Source organism: Clostridium neonatale (assembly GCF_001458595.1).
In the GTDB taxonomy this organism is placed as follows: domain Bacteria; phylum Bacillota; class Clostridia; order Clostridiales; family Clostridiaceae; genus Clostridium; species Clostridium neonatale.
In genome coordinates this window covers 667,781-685,134 of the sequence record NZ_LN890328.1, presented here as the reverse complement: position 1 = coordinate 685,134, position 17,354 = coordinate 667,781, and the positions used below count along the sequence as shown (strand labels likewise).

The following is a 17,354-nucleotide window of genomic DNA, read 5'->3' as shown; positions in this document are numbered from 1 at the left end:
TTTTGATTAATCTTCATAATCTGAGTTCAATGTAAATTTAACACTTGTGCCCTTACTTACTATTTCTCCTGGCGAAATACTTTGATCAGCTATAGTTCCTTCTCCTTCAAAAGAAGAAGTTATACCTAAGCCACTTAGTAGAGCTTCTGCATTTTCTTTACTGTATCCTCTAACATCAGGCATTGCAACATTATTATTATAAGTCGCGTCACTTCCTGTGTAAAGATTTATTTTTGATCCTTCTTTTACAGAATATCCTGGGTATGGACTCATGTCTACAACTTTTTCACCACTGCCATCAATAGTAAAATCTAATTTAGCTTCTTTTAAGACTTTTTTAGCTTCGTCAACCTTAAGATTTCTAACATCTGGGATTACCACATCTCTAGATATTTGACTCGTATTTTCATCTGAGAATTTATTATCTAAATAATTAAATATATCCATAAATAGATTTTTTGCATATGGTGCAGCAACTTGACCTGCGTAATAAGCACCATTACTTGGTTCATCTACTGTAATCATTATAGTTACCTTTGGATCATCTACTGGTGCCATCCCAACAAAAGATGATATATATTTTCCATCTTGATATCTTCCATTCTCAACTTTTTGTGCAGTACCAGTCTTGCCTCCAATATGATATCCTTCTATAAATGTACTATTACCAGATCCATACATAACAACTCTTTCAAGATATGTTCTAAGAGCTTTAGTAGTTTCTTCACTCGCAACTGTAGTTTTTTTAGGGCTAAATGCTTCATCTACTATTTTCACTCCATTGTCATCCTCATGAGTTACTTCTTTCATTACATGAGGCTGTATTAATGTTCCACCATTTGCAATAGCATTTAATGCAGCCATATATTGTACTGAATTTACCGTATTAGTCTGTCCAAAAGATATGGTAGCTAAATCAGCTTCTGAAATATTATCAACTTTCTTTACAATACCAGAGGCTTCTCCCGGCAAATCTACTCCACTAGTTTTTCCAAATCCAAATTTATTTATATATTCACTTAATTTTTCTTTTCCAATAAGCTGTCCTAATTGAATAAATGCTACATTACATGAGTTCTGTATAATCTCTGGAAAAGTTTGAGTCCCATGTCCCTGAGTCCTCCAACATTTCGGATGTATACCTCCTACTGAATAAGAACCTCCACAGAAAAATGTACTATTTTCATTAACAAGCCCCTCTTCAAGAGCAGTGATTGCAGTAATTACCTTGAAAATAGAACCAGGTTCAAATGTATCATTTACAAGTCTATTTCTCCACATTTTTTGTATTTGCTCACTTTTATTAGCTCCATCAAAATTCTCATATCCTTCATATGGTTCATTAGGATCAAAATCAGGTTTATTAACCATTGCAAGAATCTCACCAGTATGAGGATCCATTACTAATACTGAAACTGCTTTTGCCATATTATCTTCATAAGCTTGTTTGGCTGCTTTCTCAGCGAAATACTGTATATTTTCATCTATTGTTAGAGTTACATCCTTACCATTTACCGGAGAAGTAAATTGAGATATTGTATATGGTAAATCATTATTGTTTTTATCAAGCTCGGTAATTTTCATTCCTGGAACACCTGATAAATACGAGTTATACTCTAGTTCTACACCTGTAAGACCCGTACCATCAATATTAGTACTTCCAAGTACATGCGCTAAGAAATTATTATTAGGATAATATCTTTTTGTATCTGGAGATACCAATACGCCACTAATGTTAAGCGCTTTAACTTTATCAGCCTGTTCTTTTTCAATTCTTCTTATAAGAGTTGCAGATCCTGCTTGAGCACCACTTGGAAGCTTAGTTTCTAATTTTTCTTTTACCTTATTAACATCTAAGTCTAGAGCAGTGGCAATAGCTGGTGCAATATCATCCATTGTAAGTTCTGTCTTCCCTTTAGAGACAGTTATACCTATACTGTTAAGTTCTCTAATTCTATCTTCTGTAAGATCACGTTTTAAATATGATCTTATTGAATTTAAATCAAAGTCAACTCTATATACATTGGCAGATACAGCAAGTTCTTTTCCATTTCTATCTAATATTTTTCCTCTTATAGCATCTATTTTTACTTCACTAGTCCATTGTTCTTCCGCTCTTGCAGCATATTCCTGTCTTTTAACAGTCATTATATAAGTTAATCGAGTAGTTAAGATAGCAAAAACAACTGTTAATCCTAAGATTACGATGCTCATTCTTTGCCTCATTTTTGCTCTATCTTTATAATTATTTCTTTTCAACTTTCTTCCCCCATCTATTTTTATAGATAGCTTAATTCCTTTTATGTGAAGCAGTTAAATATACAAAATCACTATTTTGTAAAGCCAAATAATTTTGAAATTATTCCGCCTTTACTTTCTTTATGATTTTCTTCATTTTCAGTTTTATCTTTTACATTTTTAAAATAGTTCTCTGAAAAGTTTACTTTTATGGTATCTTCCTTTTGTGGCATAACCATTGCAAGTTTCGCTTCTGCACTTTCTTGTATATTACTTAATGAAGAAAATTTCAATATTTTAACCTTTAATGCTTCGTTTTCTTCTTGCATTTGATTAATTTCAGTATTTAACTGGCGGACTTGCTTTTGCATGTTATAAACTTTACTATCTCCTAAAATAGTAGCACATCCAAAACATAAAATTATTCCTGCTACACTAAGGACATATCGCCTATCATTTTTCTTTTTAGTCTTTAATTTTGCTTTTCTGTCTTGTTTTACCTTATGTGTTTCTTTATATTCTCTGTTTGGATTTTGTACATTACTTCTTCTAGCTGGTTTTGTTGCTGTACTACCTTTTATATAATCATATTCTCCTTTTCTCATTTTATTCACATCCCTACTCAAATAAACATAATAAATTATACAAACAAATAATTACTAAATTTTTTCTAATATTCTAACTTTTGCACTTCTACTTCTTGGATTTTCTTCAATTTCTTCTTTTGATGGAGCTAATCCCTTTCTAGTAAGTACCTTTATTGTTGGCTTCTTGCCACACACGCACATAGGAAATTCTTTAGGGCAGGTGCATGGATTTTCCAATTCTCTATATTTTAATTTAACTATTCTATCCTCCAAAGAATGGAATGTTATTATAACCATTCTTCCGCCTTTATTTAGTCTTTCCACTCCATCTTCTATTGTCTTATTTAATATTTTAAGTTCTGAATTCACTTCTATTCTTATAGCTTGGAAAGTTCTCTTAGCAGGATGAGGCCCCTCTCTCCTTGCTTTAGCAGGAATAGCATTTTTTATTATTTCCACTAATTCTAAAGTAGTTTGTATAGGATTTATTTCTCTTGCATTTACTATAAAATTAGCAATTCTTTTAGCAAACCTTTCTTCTCCATAATCTTTAATTATTTTATATAATTGTTCTTCACTATAATTATTTACAATATCATATGCTGAAAAATCATTATCTCTATTCATTCTCATATCTAAAGGTGCATCCTGCATATAGCTAAAACCTCTTGATGCCTCATCTAGCTGATACGAAGAAACTCCTAAATCCATTAAAATTCCATCTACTTTTTCAATATCCAAGTCACTTAAAATATTATCTATATTATAAAAGTTGCTGTGAACATATCTAACATTATCATAATCTTTAAGCCTTTCCTTAGCTGCTGTTAAGGCATCTCTATCTTGATCTATTCCAACAAGAACTCCATCTTTTGATAGATTCTTTAATATGTGTGAAGAATGCCCAGCACCGCCTAAAGTACAATCAACATACGTCCCATTTGGCTTTATATTTAGTCCTTCTATACATTCATTTAATAAGACTGATACATGCTTAAATTCCATAATAAAAACTCCTTATATTCCTAAATCATTCATCTTCTCTGAAATAGAATCAAAATCTATATTTGACTCATTATATTCATCCCACTTTTCTTTGCTCCAAATTTCTACTCTAGATAATACTCCTATACTTACTATGTCCTTTTCTATGCCTGCATATTCTTTTAAGTTTTGTGGAATTACTCCTCTATACTGCTTATCTAACTCTATTTCACAAGCGCCAGAAAAAAAGAATCTAACAAAAGCTCTAGCATCTTTGTTGGTCAAAGGTAAAGTTTTTAATTTCTCTTCTAGAATTTTCCATTCAGCCAGTGGATAAACATATAAACACCCATCTAGTCCCTTGGTAATAACAAACTTATTTCCAAGTTCTTCTCTAAGCTTCGCTGGCACAATTATTCTGTTTTTAGTATCTAATGCATGTTGATATTCACCAAAAAACATATTTATCAGCTCCACTTTTAATACTAATATGGTTATTTGCTCTATTTCTATCCACTTTACACCACTTTAAACCACTTTCTTAAGTTATATTCTATATATAATCTATTTTTCCTTCTAAAACTTTAAAAAAATTAAGATAAATTTAATATAAAAAATAAATTTATCTTAATTGAATCTTTCCAAATTGCAGATCTCCACATTTTAAGTAATATTTATATTACAAATTTATAGGATTTTCACCAAAAAAGCCGAAATAAATTCATGATATAATTTATTTCGGCTTTATTAATTTCTTAATTATTAATCTCTAAGTGTTGCTCCTAATTTATATTCTAAAGATCTCAATATTTTCTCGTGAACTTTATTAACATCTTTATCAGTCAATGTTTTATTTTCATCTCTATAAGCAATTGCATATGCTATACTCTTTTTACCATCTGGAATTTGCTTTCCTTTATAAATATCAAACAATTCTACCTTTTCAACTATATTGCCACCAGCTTTTCTTATACAGTCTTCAATTTCTTGAACTAATACACTGTCTTCAACAAGAAGTGCAATATCTCTTGTCACAGCTGGGAATTTAGGTAATGGTTTATACTTTCTATCCATATCTGCTGCTTCATATAAATTATCTAAGTTGATTTGTGCCACATAACATTCAGTATCAACACCATAATTTTCAGAAACATCTGGATGAATTTCTCCTAAAACTCCAATTTCCTTCCCTCTAACAACCAATTTTGCTGTCTTGCCAGGATGATAACTTGGATCTTCGCTTTCACGAATATACTTAGCACTTTTCACTCCAAGACCTTCTGTAATATTTTCAACAGTACCCTTAAGATCTAAATAATCACAATCTCCATACATACCAATTGTTAAAATATTCTTTTCAGTTGGAAGTTTATCTTCTTCACCACTTGGAATATATATTTTACCCATTTCAAATAATCTTGCATATGAATTATTTCTTGAGTAGTTTCTTCCCAAGCATTCCATCATTGATGGTAATGTTGTAGTTCTCATAACGCTATAGTCTTCACCTAATGGATTTTTAATCTTAACAACATTTCTAAGTTCACTATCCTTTGGAAGATTTATTTTATCAAATACCTTAGGTGATACAAAAGAATAACTTATAGCTTGATTTAAGCCACTACCTGTTGCAAATAATACAACTTTTTCATCTAAAAGACCTTTTTTGTATCGTGGTTCTCTTTCAGTTGAAATCTTAAATATTGTAGTTGGTATGATATCATATCCATAAATCCTTGCTATTTCTTCAGCTATATCTTCTTTAATTTCAATATCAACTCTAAAAGTTGAAGCTGTTACTACTAAATTATCACCATCAATTTCTGTAAATAAATCAACGCTGTCTAAGCATCTTTTCATTTCTTCTACAGATATGTCTGTTCCAAGGAACGTATTAACCCATTTAGAATTAACAATAACTTTTCCTGCTTCCTTTTTATTGTTATATACATCTATTGTGCCTTCCATTACTTCTCCAGCATCTAATTCACATACTAAAGCACATGCTCTATCTATTGCTAATTGTGCAAGATTTGGATCTATTTCCTTTTCAAATCTTGATGAAGCTTCTGTTCTCAAGTTTAGCTTTTTAGAATTGACTCTTATATTAGTTCCATCAAAGTTTGCACATTCAAATACAACTTCTGTTGTATCATCTTTGATTTCTGAGTTTAATCCCCCCATTATTCCAGCTAATCCTATTGTTCTCTTATTATCCTTTATACAAAGAACACTACTATCTAAGGTTCTTTCAACTTCATCTAGAGTAGTGAACTTTTCACCTTCTTTAGCTCTTTCAACAACTATCTTATTATTTGTAAGCTCTCTTTTATCAAATGCATGCATCGGCTCACCAATTTCAAGCATTACAAAGTTAGTTATATCAACAATATTATTTATTGGTCTTACTCCAGCTTCAAGAAGTCTTTCTTGCATCCAGCTTGGTGACGGAGCAATTTTAACATTTTTTACTCCTCTCGCCATATATCTGTAGCAAAGATCATCTTTAATTTCTACCTTTAATTCATCATTTATATTTATACTACACTCAGCTTTATAGTCCAAGTTTGGCATTTTATACGAAGTTCTAAGTGCGGCTGCAGTTTCTCTTGCCATACCAACCATACTTAAGCAGTCTGGTCTGTTTGAAGTTATATCAAAATCCAATATAGCTTTATTTAATCCCAAGATTTCTTTAATATCAACTCCAAGAGCAATATCTTGTGGTAATATCATCAATCCATGTACAGGCTCATCTCCAGCAATTCCAAGTTCTTCTTCTGAGCAGAACATACCATTCGATACTTCTCCTCTAAGCTTCCCCTTCTTTATTTTAGTTCCGTCTGCTAACGTTGAACCATGAAGTGCAACTGGAACAACATCTTGTTCTTTCATATTAGTAGCAGCTGTTACTATTTGAATTTCTTCACTTCCAATATTAACTTGACAGATACTTAATTTTTCTGCATCTGGATGCTTTTCAATCTTTGTAATTTTTCCTGTAACTACTTTATCAATAGTATCTCCTTGAATTATTACTTCTTCAAGCTGAGAACCTGTTAATGTTAATTTATCTCCTAACTCCTTAGGACTTACATTTATATCAACGTAATCTTGTAACCAAGTAAATGGTACTTTCATTTTTATATCCTCCTTTTTTTTCAATGTACAAATAACTAATTTTCATATATACTTGCATTTATAGTCAAAGTACATTGAGTTTTTGAAATCTTCATTAAAATTCCATTTTTTTATTTTATTACTTACCTCAAAGCACATCAAATAACAAAATTCCCCAAGTTAACAATATCTACTCTTTGGCATATAATGCTTGGTGATGTACGAGTCTAGCAGTATGGCCCATCTTCATCTACTGATGAAGATGTTTCCTTAAGCAGAGATCCAAAATCTTGTATTTGGTGCGAATCGGTGGCATTTACCACTTAGCTAGATACGGCTTAGTGGTAAAGCCCGCATCACAACCATGTGATACGTTCCTATTTAAACGTATATGAGTATGTGTTTCCACTAAAAGAATCCCTTCTGCCCCCATAAAATAAGCATATTCTTATATTCTTATATTCTTATATTCTTATATTCTTATATTCTTAGGAATATATATTTTTTATTGCAAAACTTTAGCTATTAAAGAAAATTTTTTATAATATTTATACTTCACACTTTTATTAATGATTTCCCAAGAATTCAAATTTCCTCTAAAATAAAATATTATCTAAAATTGATTTAAAAATCTCATATCACTTTCATATAATAATCTTATATCATCTATACCATACTTAAGCATAACCATTCTATCTACACCAAATCCAAAAGCAAATCCACTATAAACTTCTGGATCAATCCCACAATTTCTTAGAACATTTGGATGAACCATACCACAACCTAAAAGCTCTATCCAACCACTGTTTTTACATACTCTACATCCTTCTCCGCCACATACAAAGCAAGTTGCATCCATTTCAGCTGATGGTTCTGTAAATGGGAAATGATGAGGTCTAAATTTAGTTTGAACCTTATCTCCAAACATCTTCTTCGCAAATAGCTCTAAAGTCCCTTTTAAATCTGCAAAAGTAACACCTTTATCAATTACAAGGCCTTCCATTTGATAAAATATAGGTGAGTGAGTAGCATCTACTGCATCTGATCTATAAACTTTTCCTGGAGATATCATCTTTATTGGTGGAGTTTGTTTTTCCATTGTTCTAATTTGAATTGGTGAAGTTTGAGTTCTTAAAACTATATTGTCATTAATATAGAAAGTATCTTGTTCACTTCTGGCTGGATGATTCTTTGGAATATTTAAAGCCTCAAAATTATAGTGATCAAGCTCTACTTCTGGACCTTCTTCAATTGTAAATCCCATTGAAATAAAGATTTCTTCCATTTTTTGAAGTGTTAAATCAAGAGGATGTCTTTTTCCTATAACTTTTTTCTTTCCTGGAAGTGAAATATCAATAGTTTCATTAGCAAGTTTATTAGCTTTTTCTTTTTCTTTAATAGAATTAACTATTTCTTCAAGTTTTGTTTCTATTGCTGCTTTAGCTTCATTAACCAATTTACCAACTATAGGTCTTTCTTCTGGAGACACTTGACCCATACCTCTTAATATTGTAGTAAGTTCTCCTTTTTTACCTAAGAACTTTACTCTTATTTCTTCTAAATCGCTACTGCTTTTAGCATCTTCAATTTTCTTTAATGCAAGTTCTTGTAATTCTTTAAGTTTTTCTTTCATTATTTTTCTCCTTTCAAACAAGTTCAATTTCATATAAAATTGATAATTTATAAATTTGCATAAAAAAATCGCCCCTTCATACAGAAAGGGACGAATTATCGCGTTACCACCCTAATTGGTTCTCTTACTCAAGATTAACCCAACTTAATTTAATTAACGACTTTTTTTGCCGCCAGTCACTACTATAATTTCACAACTGGAACTCCTGAGTGAACTTCAATATCAATTCATTTAAGAAGGCTTACAGTCTATGACCTTCTCTCCCTTAAAACTTCATAATATCTACTTTTCTCATTCAACGTTTTTTATATGCAATTAATATAATTCATTATACAAATAAAATTAAAAAATATCAATATTATTTTTTAATTTTTACATCTTTCTTGTCTAATTTTTTCATATATTATTACTGAAGTAGCTATTGCAACATTTAAGGATTCAGCATTACCAGGCATAGGTATTTTTACCTTTGTATCAGCAATTTCGTAAATTTCATCACTAACTCCGTTTCCTTCATTACCAACAGTTAATAATATTCTTCCTTTCAAATCTTCTTCATAAAAATCCTTATCCGTCTCTAATGATGTTACTAGTATTTTAAAACTTTCTTCCTTTAGCTTTTTTACTAAAGATAAATTCTCATCATCATAAACAACTGGTATATAAAATAAAGATCCCATTGTTGATCTTATAGTTTTCTCATTATATATGTCAACAGTACCTTTAGTAAGTATAATTCCATCTACACCTGCAGCATGTGCCGTTCTAATTATTGTACCAAGATTCCCCGGATCCTGAACTTTATCACATAATAAATAGAAGCTTCCATTTTCTTTTAAATAATTATTTTGCATATTAGCTACAGCAAGTATACCTTGAGGTTGCTCTGTTGAAATTAATTCTTTAAACAAACTATCGCTCATCAAATAAATCTTTATATCATCCTTTAAATATTTTTCAATATATGTACTCATTTTTTCATTTTCTTCTTTAGTTATAATTAAATATTCAATAGGCAAATCAGCTTTAAATGCTTCTTCTATCAATCTAAAGCCCTCAATTATATATCTATTATTTCTATTTCTATGTTTTCTTTCTTTAAGCTTCTTAGTTTCTTTAAATAAATTATTTTCTTTACTTTCTATAAAAATCAAATTTACACCTCTACTTATTTTTTCTTGAAATCATACTTTCAAATTTATTAAGATCTTTAGCACTTCCAAGAGCAACTAAAACATCATTTTCTTTTATAATATCTTCTGCTGAAGGTGATATATTAACCTTTTCTCCTCTTTTTATAGCAACAACATTTATCCCATGTTTTTTTCTAATTTCAATCTCTTTTAGTGACTTATTAAACCATTCTTTAATTGCTTCTATCTCTAATATGCTGTATTCCTCGGATAATTCTATATAATCCAATATATTTGAAGAAACAAGATTGTGAGCAACTCTTGTACCCATATCTCTTTCAGGAAGAACAACCTTATCCGCCCCTATTTTCGTTAATACTTTTGCATGTAGTTCATTATTAGCTTTTGCTATTATATATTTTACTCCTAATTCCTTTAAAATAAGAGTAGCCATTACACTATCTTGTAAGTTAGATCCTATAGTAACTACTGCCACATCAAAGTTTGTTACACCTAAAGTTTTCAGTATGCTTTCATCCGTTGAATCCATTTGCACTGCATGAGTTACATAATCTGAAATTTCTTGTACTTTTTCCTCATCTTTATCAATTGCCAGCACATCATGGCCTAGTTCATATATTGTTTTTGCTATAGAGGATCCAAATCTACCTAATCCTATAATAAGAAATTGCTTTTTTGACATTTTAATCATTCCCCTATCCAATTAGTATTTTTCCTTCCGGATATTTATATCCTTTTTTCTTATTTCTATTAATAATAGCAAATAAAACTGTCAAAGGGCCAACTCTTCCAATATACATGCTCATTATTAATAAAATTTTACTTAATCCTCCTATACTTTGAGTTACACCAGTACTAAGTCCAGCTGTTCCAAATGCTGATGCTGCTTCATAAAACAAATTAATAAATGAATGTTGAGGCTCTAGTATAGTTAACATCAAAGTAACAATAACAACCCACATAACACCAACAGCTACTATTGTAAATGATTTATAAACTGTTTCTTTTGAAAATCTTCTTCCAAATGCTTCCGTTTCTTCTCTTCCTTTTAGTACACATATTACTGTAAGAACTAAAATTCCAACAGTTGTTGTTTTAAGACCTCCAGCAGTTGATCCTGGCGATCCACCAATAAACATAAGTATTATTGTAATAAATTTACCCGCTATACTCATGCCATCTGTAGATATACTATTAAACCCAGCTGTTCTTGGAGTAACTGCTGCAAAATATGCATTAAGCAACTTGTCTTTTGCATTCATCACTCCTAATGTTTCTGGATTTTTATATTCAAAACATAACATTAATATTGTTCCAATGATAATTAAAGTTCCAGTTACTAATAAAACTATTTTGGAATTTATTGATAATTTCTTTTTCTTTTTAAAATTGTACAATTCTATTATCACTGTAAAACCCAAACCACCTATTATTATTAGAAAACTAAGTATTAACAAAATAATAGAATTATTTGCATATCCTGTTAAACTGCTAAAATTTCCATTTAAATCAAATCCAGCATTACAAAAAGCAGAAACTGAATGAAAAATACTGAAAAAAATCCCCTTGCTTAATCCCAATTGAGGTATGAATTGAGTCGATAACAGAACTGCTCCAGCAAGCTGTATTATTATTGTAAATCCAAGAACGTATTGTAACATTTTTATTAATCCTTCTATCTTAAAGGTATTCATAGCTTCCTGCATTATCAGTCTGTCTCTAAGAGTTATTTTTTTACCTAAAAGAACAGCTATAAAGGTGGTTAATGACATAAATCCAAGTCCACCAATTTCAATTAACATCAAAATAACACACTGCCCAAAAGCATTCCAATACGTACCAGTATCTATTGTTATAAGCCCAGTAACGCAAACTGCAGATGTTGATGTAAATAAAGCATCTAAAAAGTTTGTATAATTGTTATCTACTGATGATATTGGTAAACTCAATAAAATTGCACCAATTAATATTACTATCGCAAAGCCTAAAGACAATATCTGAACTGGATGTAGCTTGAATTTCTTTATATTCTTTTCCATATGTAAATCACCTCTAGGTTAATAAATACTAATAAAAATAGATATAATAGTTCTATTACTATTATACCTAAATAAACTTACTTATATTATATATTATTTTAAATATATATAAAGAAAATGCGACTTAAAGCCGCATTTTAATTAAGCATTTAAAGCTTTTTTAGCTACTGCTACTAATTCAGCAAATGCTTTAGGATCATTGATAGCTATTTCAGATAACATTTTTCTGTTGATGTTAACTTCAGCAACTTTTAATCCGTTCATGAACTTAGAATAAGACATATCGTTCATTCTAGCTGCTGCATTGATTCTAGCGATCCATAATGATCTGTAATCTCTCTTCTTGTTCTTTCTTCCAACGTATGCATTTCTTAATGCTCTTATTACTGATTCATTAGCAGTTTTATATAACTTACTTTTTCCACCGTAATATCCTTTTGCAAGTTTTAAAACTTTTTTATGATTTTTACGAGCGTTCTTTGCTCTCTTTACTCTTGCCATTACTTAAACCTCCTGTACCAACTCTATCTTATAGGTATGGTAATAATTTCTTAATTACTTTAGCTTCTGATTTTGAAACATATCCAGTTTTTCTAAGATTTCTCTTAGTCTTTGAGCTCTTCTTTGTTAAGATGTGGCTCTTGAATGCTTTAGCTCTCTTAAGCTTTCCTGTACCTGTCTTTTTGAATCTTTTTGCTGCACCTCTATGGCTTTTCATTTTTGGCATGATTAAAATCCTCCTCTCAAGTTATGCCTTTTTAGGCCCTAAAACTAATGTCATGTTTCTGCCCTCTCTTTTTGGTCTTTTCTCTACTAGGCAGACATCTTCTAATTTAGATATAAAAGTTTCAAGAATTTTTTCACCCATGTGACCTAATTCCATTTCTCTTCCTCTAAATCTAACAGTAATTTTAACTTTATCTCCATCTAATAGGAACTTTCTTGCATTTTTTGCTTTTATGTCAATATCATGTTCCTCAATATTAAGACTTACTCTAATTTCTTTAATATTTACTACTTTTTGCTTTTTCTTAGCTTCTTTTTCTTTTTTTGATTGCTCATATACGTATTTACCAAAGTCCATAATCTTACAAACTGGTGGTTTTGCATTAGGAGAAATCATTACTAAGTCTAAATCTTTTTCTTCAGCAATTCTTCTTGCTTCTGCTGATGAAATAACACCTAATTGTTCTCCATCGCTTCCAATTACTCTTAGTTCTCTTTCTCTAATTTGGTCATTAATAGAATAATCTTTACTAATTTTTTTCACCTCCGAAAAATATCTATACACAATAAAAAAGACGGCCATAATAGCCGTCATCTCAATCAAAATAATGCATAGACATATAACCTCTACTAGTAATCATTAGACACTGCAGGGTGAGAAACGGCTGTTTCTTCTTAACGAATATGAGTATATCATCATTATTTATATATGTCAACATTTTTACTCATATTTTTTATTTCTATACACTCATCTATTTTATCACAATATCTCACTTTGTTTCCAAATACATTTTCAATAGTTTCAAGGAACTCTTTATTATTGCAATTTTCCTTTCCATGAATGACTATATTCTCTGGAGAACTTGTTATAAGACCGCTGATCAATATATCTTCGATATTCACTTCTAAATCTTTTTCATCTCCAGTTAATTCCTTTAAAAAATCTTTATATAAATCTCTTCCTTCTTTATCTTCTACTTTATATTTATTATCTTCATTAATAATAATGTTTACTTCCTCTATCTTGCATTCTTGAATATTAACAAAATATTTTAACAGTTTTACAAACTCATTATATTCTTTTTCTACCATGTACATCTCAATTACTTTCTCTATTACTTCTTCTATTTCTTTTCGTAACTTTCTCATTCTAAATGTTAAAAAACCATCAACATTTATCTCCTGATTTTCACTTATGCATTCTTGTATTTTGTTTATTATAGAATTTATTCTATTTAAACAATATACGCTACCTTCTTTATCATTTAAATCTTCACATTTTAATACTTTCATTATTTCATTTTCTATTTCTAATATTTCATTTTGCTTTAAGAAAAAATAATTATCAGTTAAAAACTCGAACATTTCTTTTTTTCTATAATTCTCAATAACAATTCTATATAAAATATTGCTAACATACATATTAATAATTTCTTTTATCTTTTCATTATAGCAATTTTCTTCACAGATTATTTTAATTATATGAGTCTTGCCTTCTATGCTTTCTACAAGCCCTATTAAAATATCTTTCTTCTTAAGTCGTTCTCTTAGCTCTTGCAAATCTTTCGAAAAAGACAAATCATCATCATAAGCTAATTTTAAAATAAGCATGGATTTCACTCCCTTCTTAATATTTGTATGTATAATTTTATTTGTTTTTTCCCTAAATAATTGTAAGTTGAATATTTTCCTATAATGTTTAGATATAAATTAAATTTATTGACACCATGTTATATATAGAATAAAAATATAATTGTAGCAACATTCTAATAAAATAAATCTTAAGGAGTTTTTCAATGTATTGTTTTGTTGATTATAGAATTAGTAAAGAAGAATTATTGAATCTTTCTGCTTTAAACCTTAATGTTATATCGGTACCACAATGTGATCTTGTATATAAAGCAATTAATGGTCATCCAGATATTCAAATGAATATTTTAAAAAATGATAGTGAACATAAAGTAATAATCCATAATAAAATCCATAATAATTTTAAAAATTTTCTACTTGATAACAACATAAAATATATTGTTTCAAAAAATACTTTGTCTAATACATATCCTGGAGATATTTTTTTAAATGCATTTATAACCGATAAATATTTCATACACAATACAAAATATACTGATGAAAATCTACTTGGTTCTCAAAATTATAAAATTGTTATTTCTGTGCCTCAAGGTTATACCAAGTGTTCTGTACTGCCGGTGAGAGAAAATTCATTGATAACTAGTGATAAAGGAATTTTTAACGTATTAAAAAATTATGATTTTGATATATTATTGGTACCTCCTGGTGATATACTACTTCCATCTTTAAATTATGGATTTATAGGTGGCGTTGGTGGAATGATTTCAAATAACAAGATGGCTTTCTTTGGTGATTTATCATATTATAAATACGGAAATAAAATAAAAGAGTTTCTTTTTAAATATGACATTGAGCCAATTTATCTTAGAAAAGGTAAATTAATAGACAGGGGCAGTCTGCTTACTCTTTAGTCATGTCCATATATAATATGATTTGTGTTTCTGTATGTTACTTTTAAAAATAAAATCTGCATAAGTCCTATTTTTCTAGGCTTATGCAGATTTTATTTTAAAATGAGATTTTTTAGTAACATTTTTTCTCAATTTAGCTATATTATTAATATAAGATATTTAATTAAGATTAAGGCACTATAGCCAAGTGGTAAGGCAGAGGTCTGCAAAACCTTTATTCCTCAGTTCAAATCTGGGTGGTGCCTCCATAAAAAGCCCGTAGACTTGAGAATTCTCTCGCCTACGAGCTTTTTCCTTTTTGTTTTAAAACATATTTATTTTAGATTTTTTAGGTTAATACATCATTAATCTCCGATTGTTCTTCTTACCGCTTCTACTACTCTTTCATTTTTAAAAGGTTTAACTATAAAGTCTTTGGCTCCTGCTTTTATTGCACTAACTACAACGTTTTCCTGTCCCATTGCAGAACACATGATTACATTGGCATCAACATCACTTTCAAGAATCCCAATAAGTGCATTAACTCCATCCATTTCTGGCATAGTTATATCCATCAAAGTTAAATCTGGACTTAACTGATTATATTTTTCTATGGCCACTTTTCCATTTTCAGCTTCTCCAACTACCTCATAACCGTTTTCTGTCAAAATTTCTCTAAGCATCTTTCTCATAAATATAGTATCATCACATATCAAAATTTTTTTACTCATTTTTTCCTCCTATTTATAAATAGACAAAGGCATTAAAAAAGAGCTTTATTGCATTTTTTAAATGAAATAGCCCCTTATGTAAAATGCAACTGGCTGCCATCCATTAGGAAAAGGCCCTCTAGCTTTGCGTCACAGCTTTTCAACTGCTTTGCCCTATTAAATTATTTTTTATACTTTTAGCTTGTACTAAATTCTATACTTATATTATCATTAAAGGCTTTAATTTTCAATCATTAATTTTCATTTCTTCAAGATTTTCACATAAATTCACGTTTTCGTCCAATATTTCTCATGTTTTTAATTCATTATTAAAAACATCACATTATTTCTTCGATTATAAACATAAACTTAACTACTACTCATCTTCAAATATTAATATTCAAAAAACCTATTGAGATACTCAACAGGCTTTTAATTACTGCAGATTATTTAACAACGTCATCTACTGATTCCTTTATTATTTCAAAAGCTTTATCACAATCCTCTTCATTTAATATTAGCGGTGGAACCATACGAATTGTATTTCCTCCAATAGCTGTAATTAAAAGCTTTCTATCAAAACATGCATGCTTAACATCTACAGCAATATTTTGGTCAAATTCAACCCCAACTAATAATCCTTTTCCACGCACTTCTACTATATGTGGTAACTCTTTTAACTTAGCTTTAAGATATTCTCCCATCTTTTCAGCATTTCCTGCTAAGTCTTTATCAATTAATTCATTAATTTGTGCATATGAAGCCGCACAACATACTGGATTTCCTCCATAAGTTGTTCCATGAGATCCAAGTGTAAATGCTTTAGACACTTTTTCAGTTGCACATATTGCTGCTATTGGCATTCCGCCTCCCATAGCTTTCGCCATTGACACAATATCCGGTTTTACATTGTAATGCATGTATGCCATAGTTTTACCGGTTCTGCACCATCCTGTTTGAACTTCATCCAATAATAGTAGCATTCCTTTTTCATCGCAGAGTTTTCTAAGCCCTTGCATAAATTCTTGTGTTGCTGGATGTACTCCACCTTCTCCCTGTATTGGTTCAATCATTATAGCTATTGTATTTTCCGTACATTCATCTTTAAATGCTTGCAAATTATTATATTCAGCATAAGTAAATCCAGGTACCATTGGCTTAAATCCAATTTGACATCCATTATCAGGTTGTCCTGTTGCTGACATAGATCCATATGTTCTTCCGTGGAAACCATTTTTAGCTGTTACAATATTATATTTGTTTGGTCCATATTCATCCACTCCATATTTTCTTGCCATTTTTATCATTGCTTCATTTGCTTCTGTCCCTGTACTTTGATAAAAAATTTTATCCATCCCTATTGTCTCACAAATTAATTTTGCAAGTAATGCTTGAGGAATTGTATATGGATAATTAAATGTATGGATTATATCTTCTACCTGATCCTTAATAGCGGCTACTACTTTTTCATTACAATTCCCTGCACTATTAACTGCAATACCACCATAAAAATCTAAATATCCATCACCACCTTCATCATACAAGTACATATCTTTTGCAGTTTCTGCTACAAAATCAAATCTTTCGTAAGTATCAATCATATATTTGCTTACTAATCCTTTTAATTCTTCTTTTGATAGTTTTACATCTTTTAATTTCATGATAAATTCCCCTTACTCGTAA

The 17,354-nt window shown here is 30.0% G+C and carries 16 protein-coding genes, 1 tRNA gene, 1 riboswitch and 1 other annotated feature; of the genes, 2 read left to right on the top strand and 15 right to left on the bottom strand.

Translation table 11 applies throughout. The annotated features are described in order from the left end of the window. Positions 1–6: 6 nt before the first annotated feature. The 13 genes from BN2920_RS10290 to ytxC all read right to left on the bottom strand — a co-directional run bounded on the left by BN2920_RS10290 (position 7) and on the right by ytxC (position 14,092). Positions 7–2,259 carry a stage V sporulation protein D gene (locus BN2920_RS10290; protein WP_058294920.1) on the bottom strand — a complete coding sequence of 751 codons (2,253 nt, stop codon included), beginning with the start codon at positions 2,257–2,259 and terminating at the stop codon, positions 7–9. A 71-nt stretch (positions 2,260–2,330) separates the two neighbouring features. Further along, entirely contained in the window at positions 2,331–2,843 is a 513-nt protein-coding gene (locus BN2920_RS10285; protein ID WP_230132133.1) for an FtsB/FtsL family cell division protein, read from the bottom strand. Between the two features lie 54 nt (positions 2,844–2,897). After that, complete coding sequence (rsmH, locus tag BN2920_RS10280) at positions 2,898–3,830, bottom strand: 16S rRNA (cytosine(1402)-N(4))-methyltransferase RsmH (RefSeq protein ID WP_058294918.1); 933 nt, start codon at positions 3,828–3,830, stop codon at positions 2,898–2,900. 12 nt (positions 3,831–3,842) lie between these two features. Continuing rightward, positions 3,843–4,271, bottom strand: a complete 429-nt coding sequence (gene mraZ / locus BN2920_RS10275; RefSeq protein ID WP_058294917.1) for a division/cell wall cluster transcriptional repressor MraZ — start codon at positions 4,269–4,271, stop codon at positions 3,843–3,845. A gap of 300 nt (positions 4,272–4,571) precedes the next feature. Continuing rightward, positions 4,572–6,950 carry a phenylalanine--tRNA ligase subunit beta gene (gene pheT / locus BN2920_RS10270; protein WP_058294916.1) on the bottom strand — a complete coding sequence of 793 codons (2,379 nt, stop codon included), beginning with the start codon at positions 6,948–6,950 and terminating at the stop codon, positions 4,572–4,574. Between the two features lie 592 nt (positions 6,951–7,542). Further along, positions 7,543–8,562 carry a phenylalanine--tRNA ligase subunit alpha gene (gene pheS, locus BN2920_RS10265; RefSeq protein ID WP_058294915.1) on the bottom strand — a complete coding sequence of 340 codons (1,020 nt, stop codon included), beginning with the start codon at positions 8,560–8,562 and terminating at the stop codon, positions 7,543–7,545. An 83-nt stretch (positions 8,563–8,645) separates the two neighbouring features. Next, positions 8,646–8,870 (bottom strand) — a binding site (T-box leader). 57 nt (positions 8,871–8,927) lie between these two features. Continuing rightward, positions 8,928–9,716, bottom strand: coding sequence for a TrmH family RNA methyltransferase (locus tag BN2920_RS10260; protein ID WP_058294914.1), 789 nt, complete (start codon positions 9,714–9,716; stop codon positions 8,928–8,930). A gap of 10 nt (positions 9,717–9,726) precedes the next feature. Beyond that, positions 9,727–10,398, bottom strand: a complete 672-nt coding sequence (locus BN2920_RS10255) for a potassium channel family protein (protein ID WP_058294913.1) — start codon at positions 10,396–10,398, stop codon at positions 9,727–9,729. A 13-nt stretch (positions 10,399–10,411) separates the two neighbouring features. Continuing rightward, positions 10,412–11,755, bottom strand: coding sequence for a TrkH family potassium uptake protein (locus BN2920_RS10250; protein WP_058294912.1), 1,344 nt, complete (start codon positions 11,753–11,755; stop codon positions 10,412–10,414). 141 nt (positions 11,756–11,896) lie between these two features. Next, on the bottom strand, positions 11,897–12,256 hold the full coding sequence (gene rplT, locus BN2920_RS10245) for a 50S ribosomal protein L20 (protein ID WP_058294911.1): 360 nt from the start codon (positions 12,254–12,256) through the stop codon (positions 11,897–11,899). A gap of 28 nt (positions 12,257–12,284) precedes the next feature. Then, positions 12,285–12,482 (bottom strand): 50S ribosomal protein L35, encoded by a 198-nt coding sequence (gene rpmI / locus BN2920_RS10240; RefSeq protein WP_058294910.1) that lies wholly within the window; start codon positions 12,480–12,482, stop codon positions 12,285–12,287. A 21-nt stretch (positions 12,483–12,503) separates the two neighbouring features. Continuing rightward, the gene (gene infC / locus BN2920_RS10235; RefSeq protein WP_058296895.1) at positions 12,504–13,025 is read right to left on the bottom strand and encodes a translation initiation factor IF-3; all 522 of its coding nucleotides are present in this window, start codon (positions 13,023–13,025) and stop codon (positions 12,504–12,506) included. 155 nt (positions 13,026–13,180) lie between these two features. Further along, the gene (ytxC, locus tag BN2920_RS10230) at positions 13,181–14,092 is read right to left on the bottom strand and encodes a putative sporulation protein YtxC (protein WP_058294909.1); all 912 of its coding nucleotides are present in this window, start codon (positions 14,090–14,092) and stop codon (positions 13,181–13,183) included. Between the two features lie 185 nt (positions 14,093–14,277). Here ytxC and BN2920_RS10225 point away from each other — a divergent pair, with 185 nt between their 5' ends. Beyond that, entirely contained in the window at positions 14,278–14,982 is a 705-nt protein-coding gene (locus BN2920_RS10225) for a DUF6873 family GME fold protein (RefSeq protein ID WP_058294908.1), read from the top strand. A 173-nt stretch (positions 14,983–15,155) separates the two neighbouring features. Continuing rightward, a tRNA-Cys gene (locus BN2920_RS10220) sits at positions 15,156–15,230 on the top strand. A gap of 96 nt (positions 15,231–15,326) precedes the next feature. Here BN2920_RS10220 and BN2920_RS10215 read toward each other — a convergent pair. Both BN2920_RS10215 and BN2920_RS10210 read right to left on the bottom strand, forming a co-directional pair. Beyond that, positions 15,327–15,692, bottom strand: a complete 366-nt coding sequence (locus BN2920_RS10215) for a response regulator (RefSeq protein WP_058294907.1) — start codon at positions 15,690–15,692, stop codon at positions 15,327–15,329. Positions 15,693–15,773: 81 nt separating this feature from the next. Continuing rightward, a riboswitch (cyclic di-GMP riboswitch) is annotated at positions 15,774–15,855 on the bottom strand. 262 nt (positions 15,856–16,117) lie between these two features. Further along, complete coding sequence (locus BN2920_RS10210) at positions 16,118–17,332, bottom strand: aspartate aminotransferase family protein (protein WP_058294906.1); 1,215 nt, start codon at positions 17,330–17,332, stop codon at positions 16,118–16,120. Between the last annotated feature and the right edge of the window lie 22 nt (positions 17,333–17,354).

Excerpts from the sequence above, each read along its gene's own strand:
- BN2920_RS10285 (WP_230132133.1), bottom strand. The coding sequence starts at position 2,843 with ATGAGAAAAGGAGAATATGATTATATAAAAGGTAGTACAGCAACAAAA.
- rsmH (WP_058294918.1), bottom strand. The coding sequence starts at position 3,830 with ATGGAATTTAAGCATGTATCAGTCTTATTAAATGAATGTATAGAAGGA.
- mraZ (WP_058294917.1), bottom strand. The coding sequence starts at position 4,271 with ATGTTTTTTGGTGAATATCAACATGCATTAGATACTAAAAACAGAATA.
- pheT (WP_058294916.1), bottom strand. The coding sequence starts at position 6,950 with ATGAAAGTACCATTTACTTGGTTACAAGATTACGTTGATATAAATGTA.
- pheS (WP_058294915.1), bottom strand. The coding sequence starts at position 8,562 with ATGAAAGAAAAACTTAAAGAATTACAAGAACTTGCATTAAAGAAAATT.
- BN2920_RS10255 (WP_058294913.1), bottom strand. The coding sequence starts at position 10,398 with ATGTCAAAAAAGCAATTTCTTATTATAGGATTAGGTAGATTTGGATCC.
- BN2920_RS10250 (WP_058294912.1), bottom strand. The coding sequence starts at position 11,755 with ATGGAAAAGAATATAAAGAAATTCAAGCTACATCCAGTTCAGATATTG.
- rplT (WP_058294911.1), bottom strand. The coding sequence starts at position 12,256 with ATGGCAAGAGTAAAGAGAGCAAAGAACGCTCGTAAAAATCATAAAAAA.
- rpmI (WP_058294910.1), bottom strand. The coding sequence starts at position 12,482 with ATGCCAAAAATGAAAAGCCATAGAGGTGCAGCAAAAAGATTCAAAAAG.
- ytxC (WP_058294909.1), bottom strand. The coding sequence starts at position 14,092 with ATGCTTATTTTAAAATTAGCTTATGATGATGATTTGTCTTTTTCGAAA.
- BN2920_RS10225 (WP_058294908.1), top strand. The coding sequence starts at position 14,278 with ATGTATTGTTTTGTTGATTATAGAATTAGTAAAGAAGAATTATTGAAT.
- BN2920_RS10215 (WP_058294907.1), bottom strand. The coding sequence starts at position 15,692 with ATGAGTAAAAAAATTTTGATATGTGATGATACTATATTTATGAGAAAG.
- BN2920_RS10210 (WP_058294906.1), bottom strand. The coding sequence starts at position 17,332 with ATGAAATTAAAAGATGTAAAACTATCAAAAGAAGAATTAAAAGGATTA.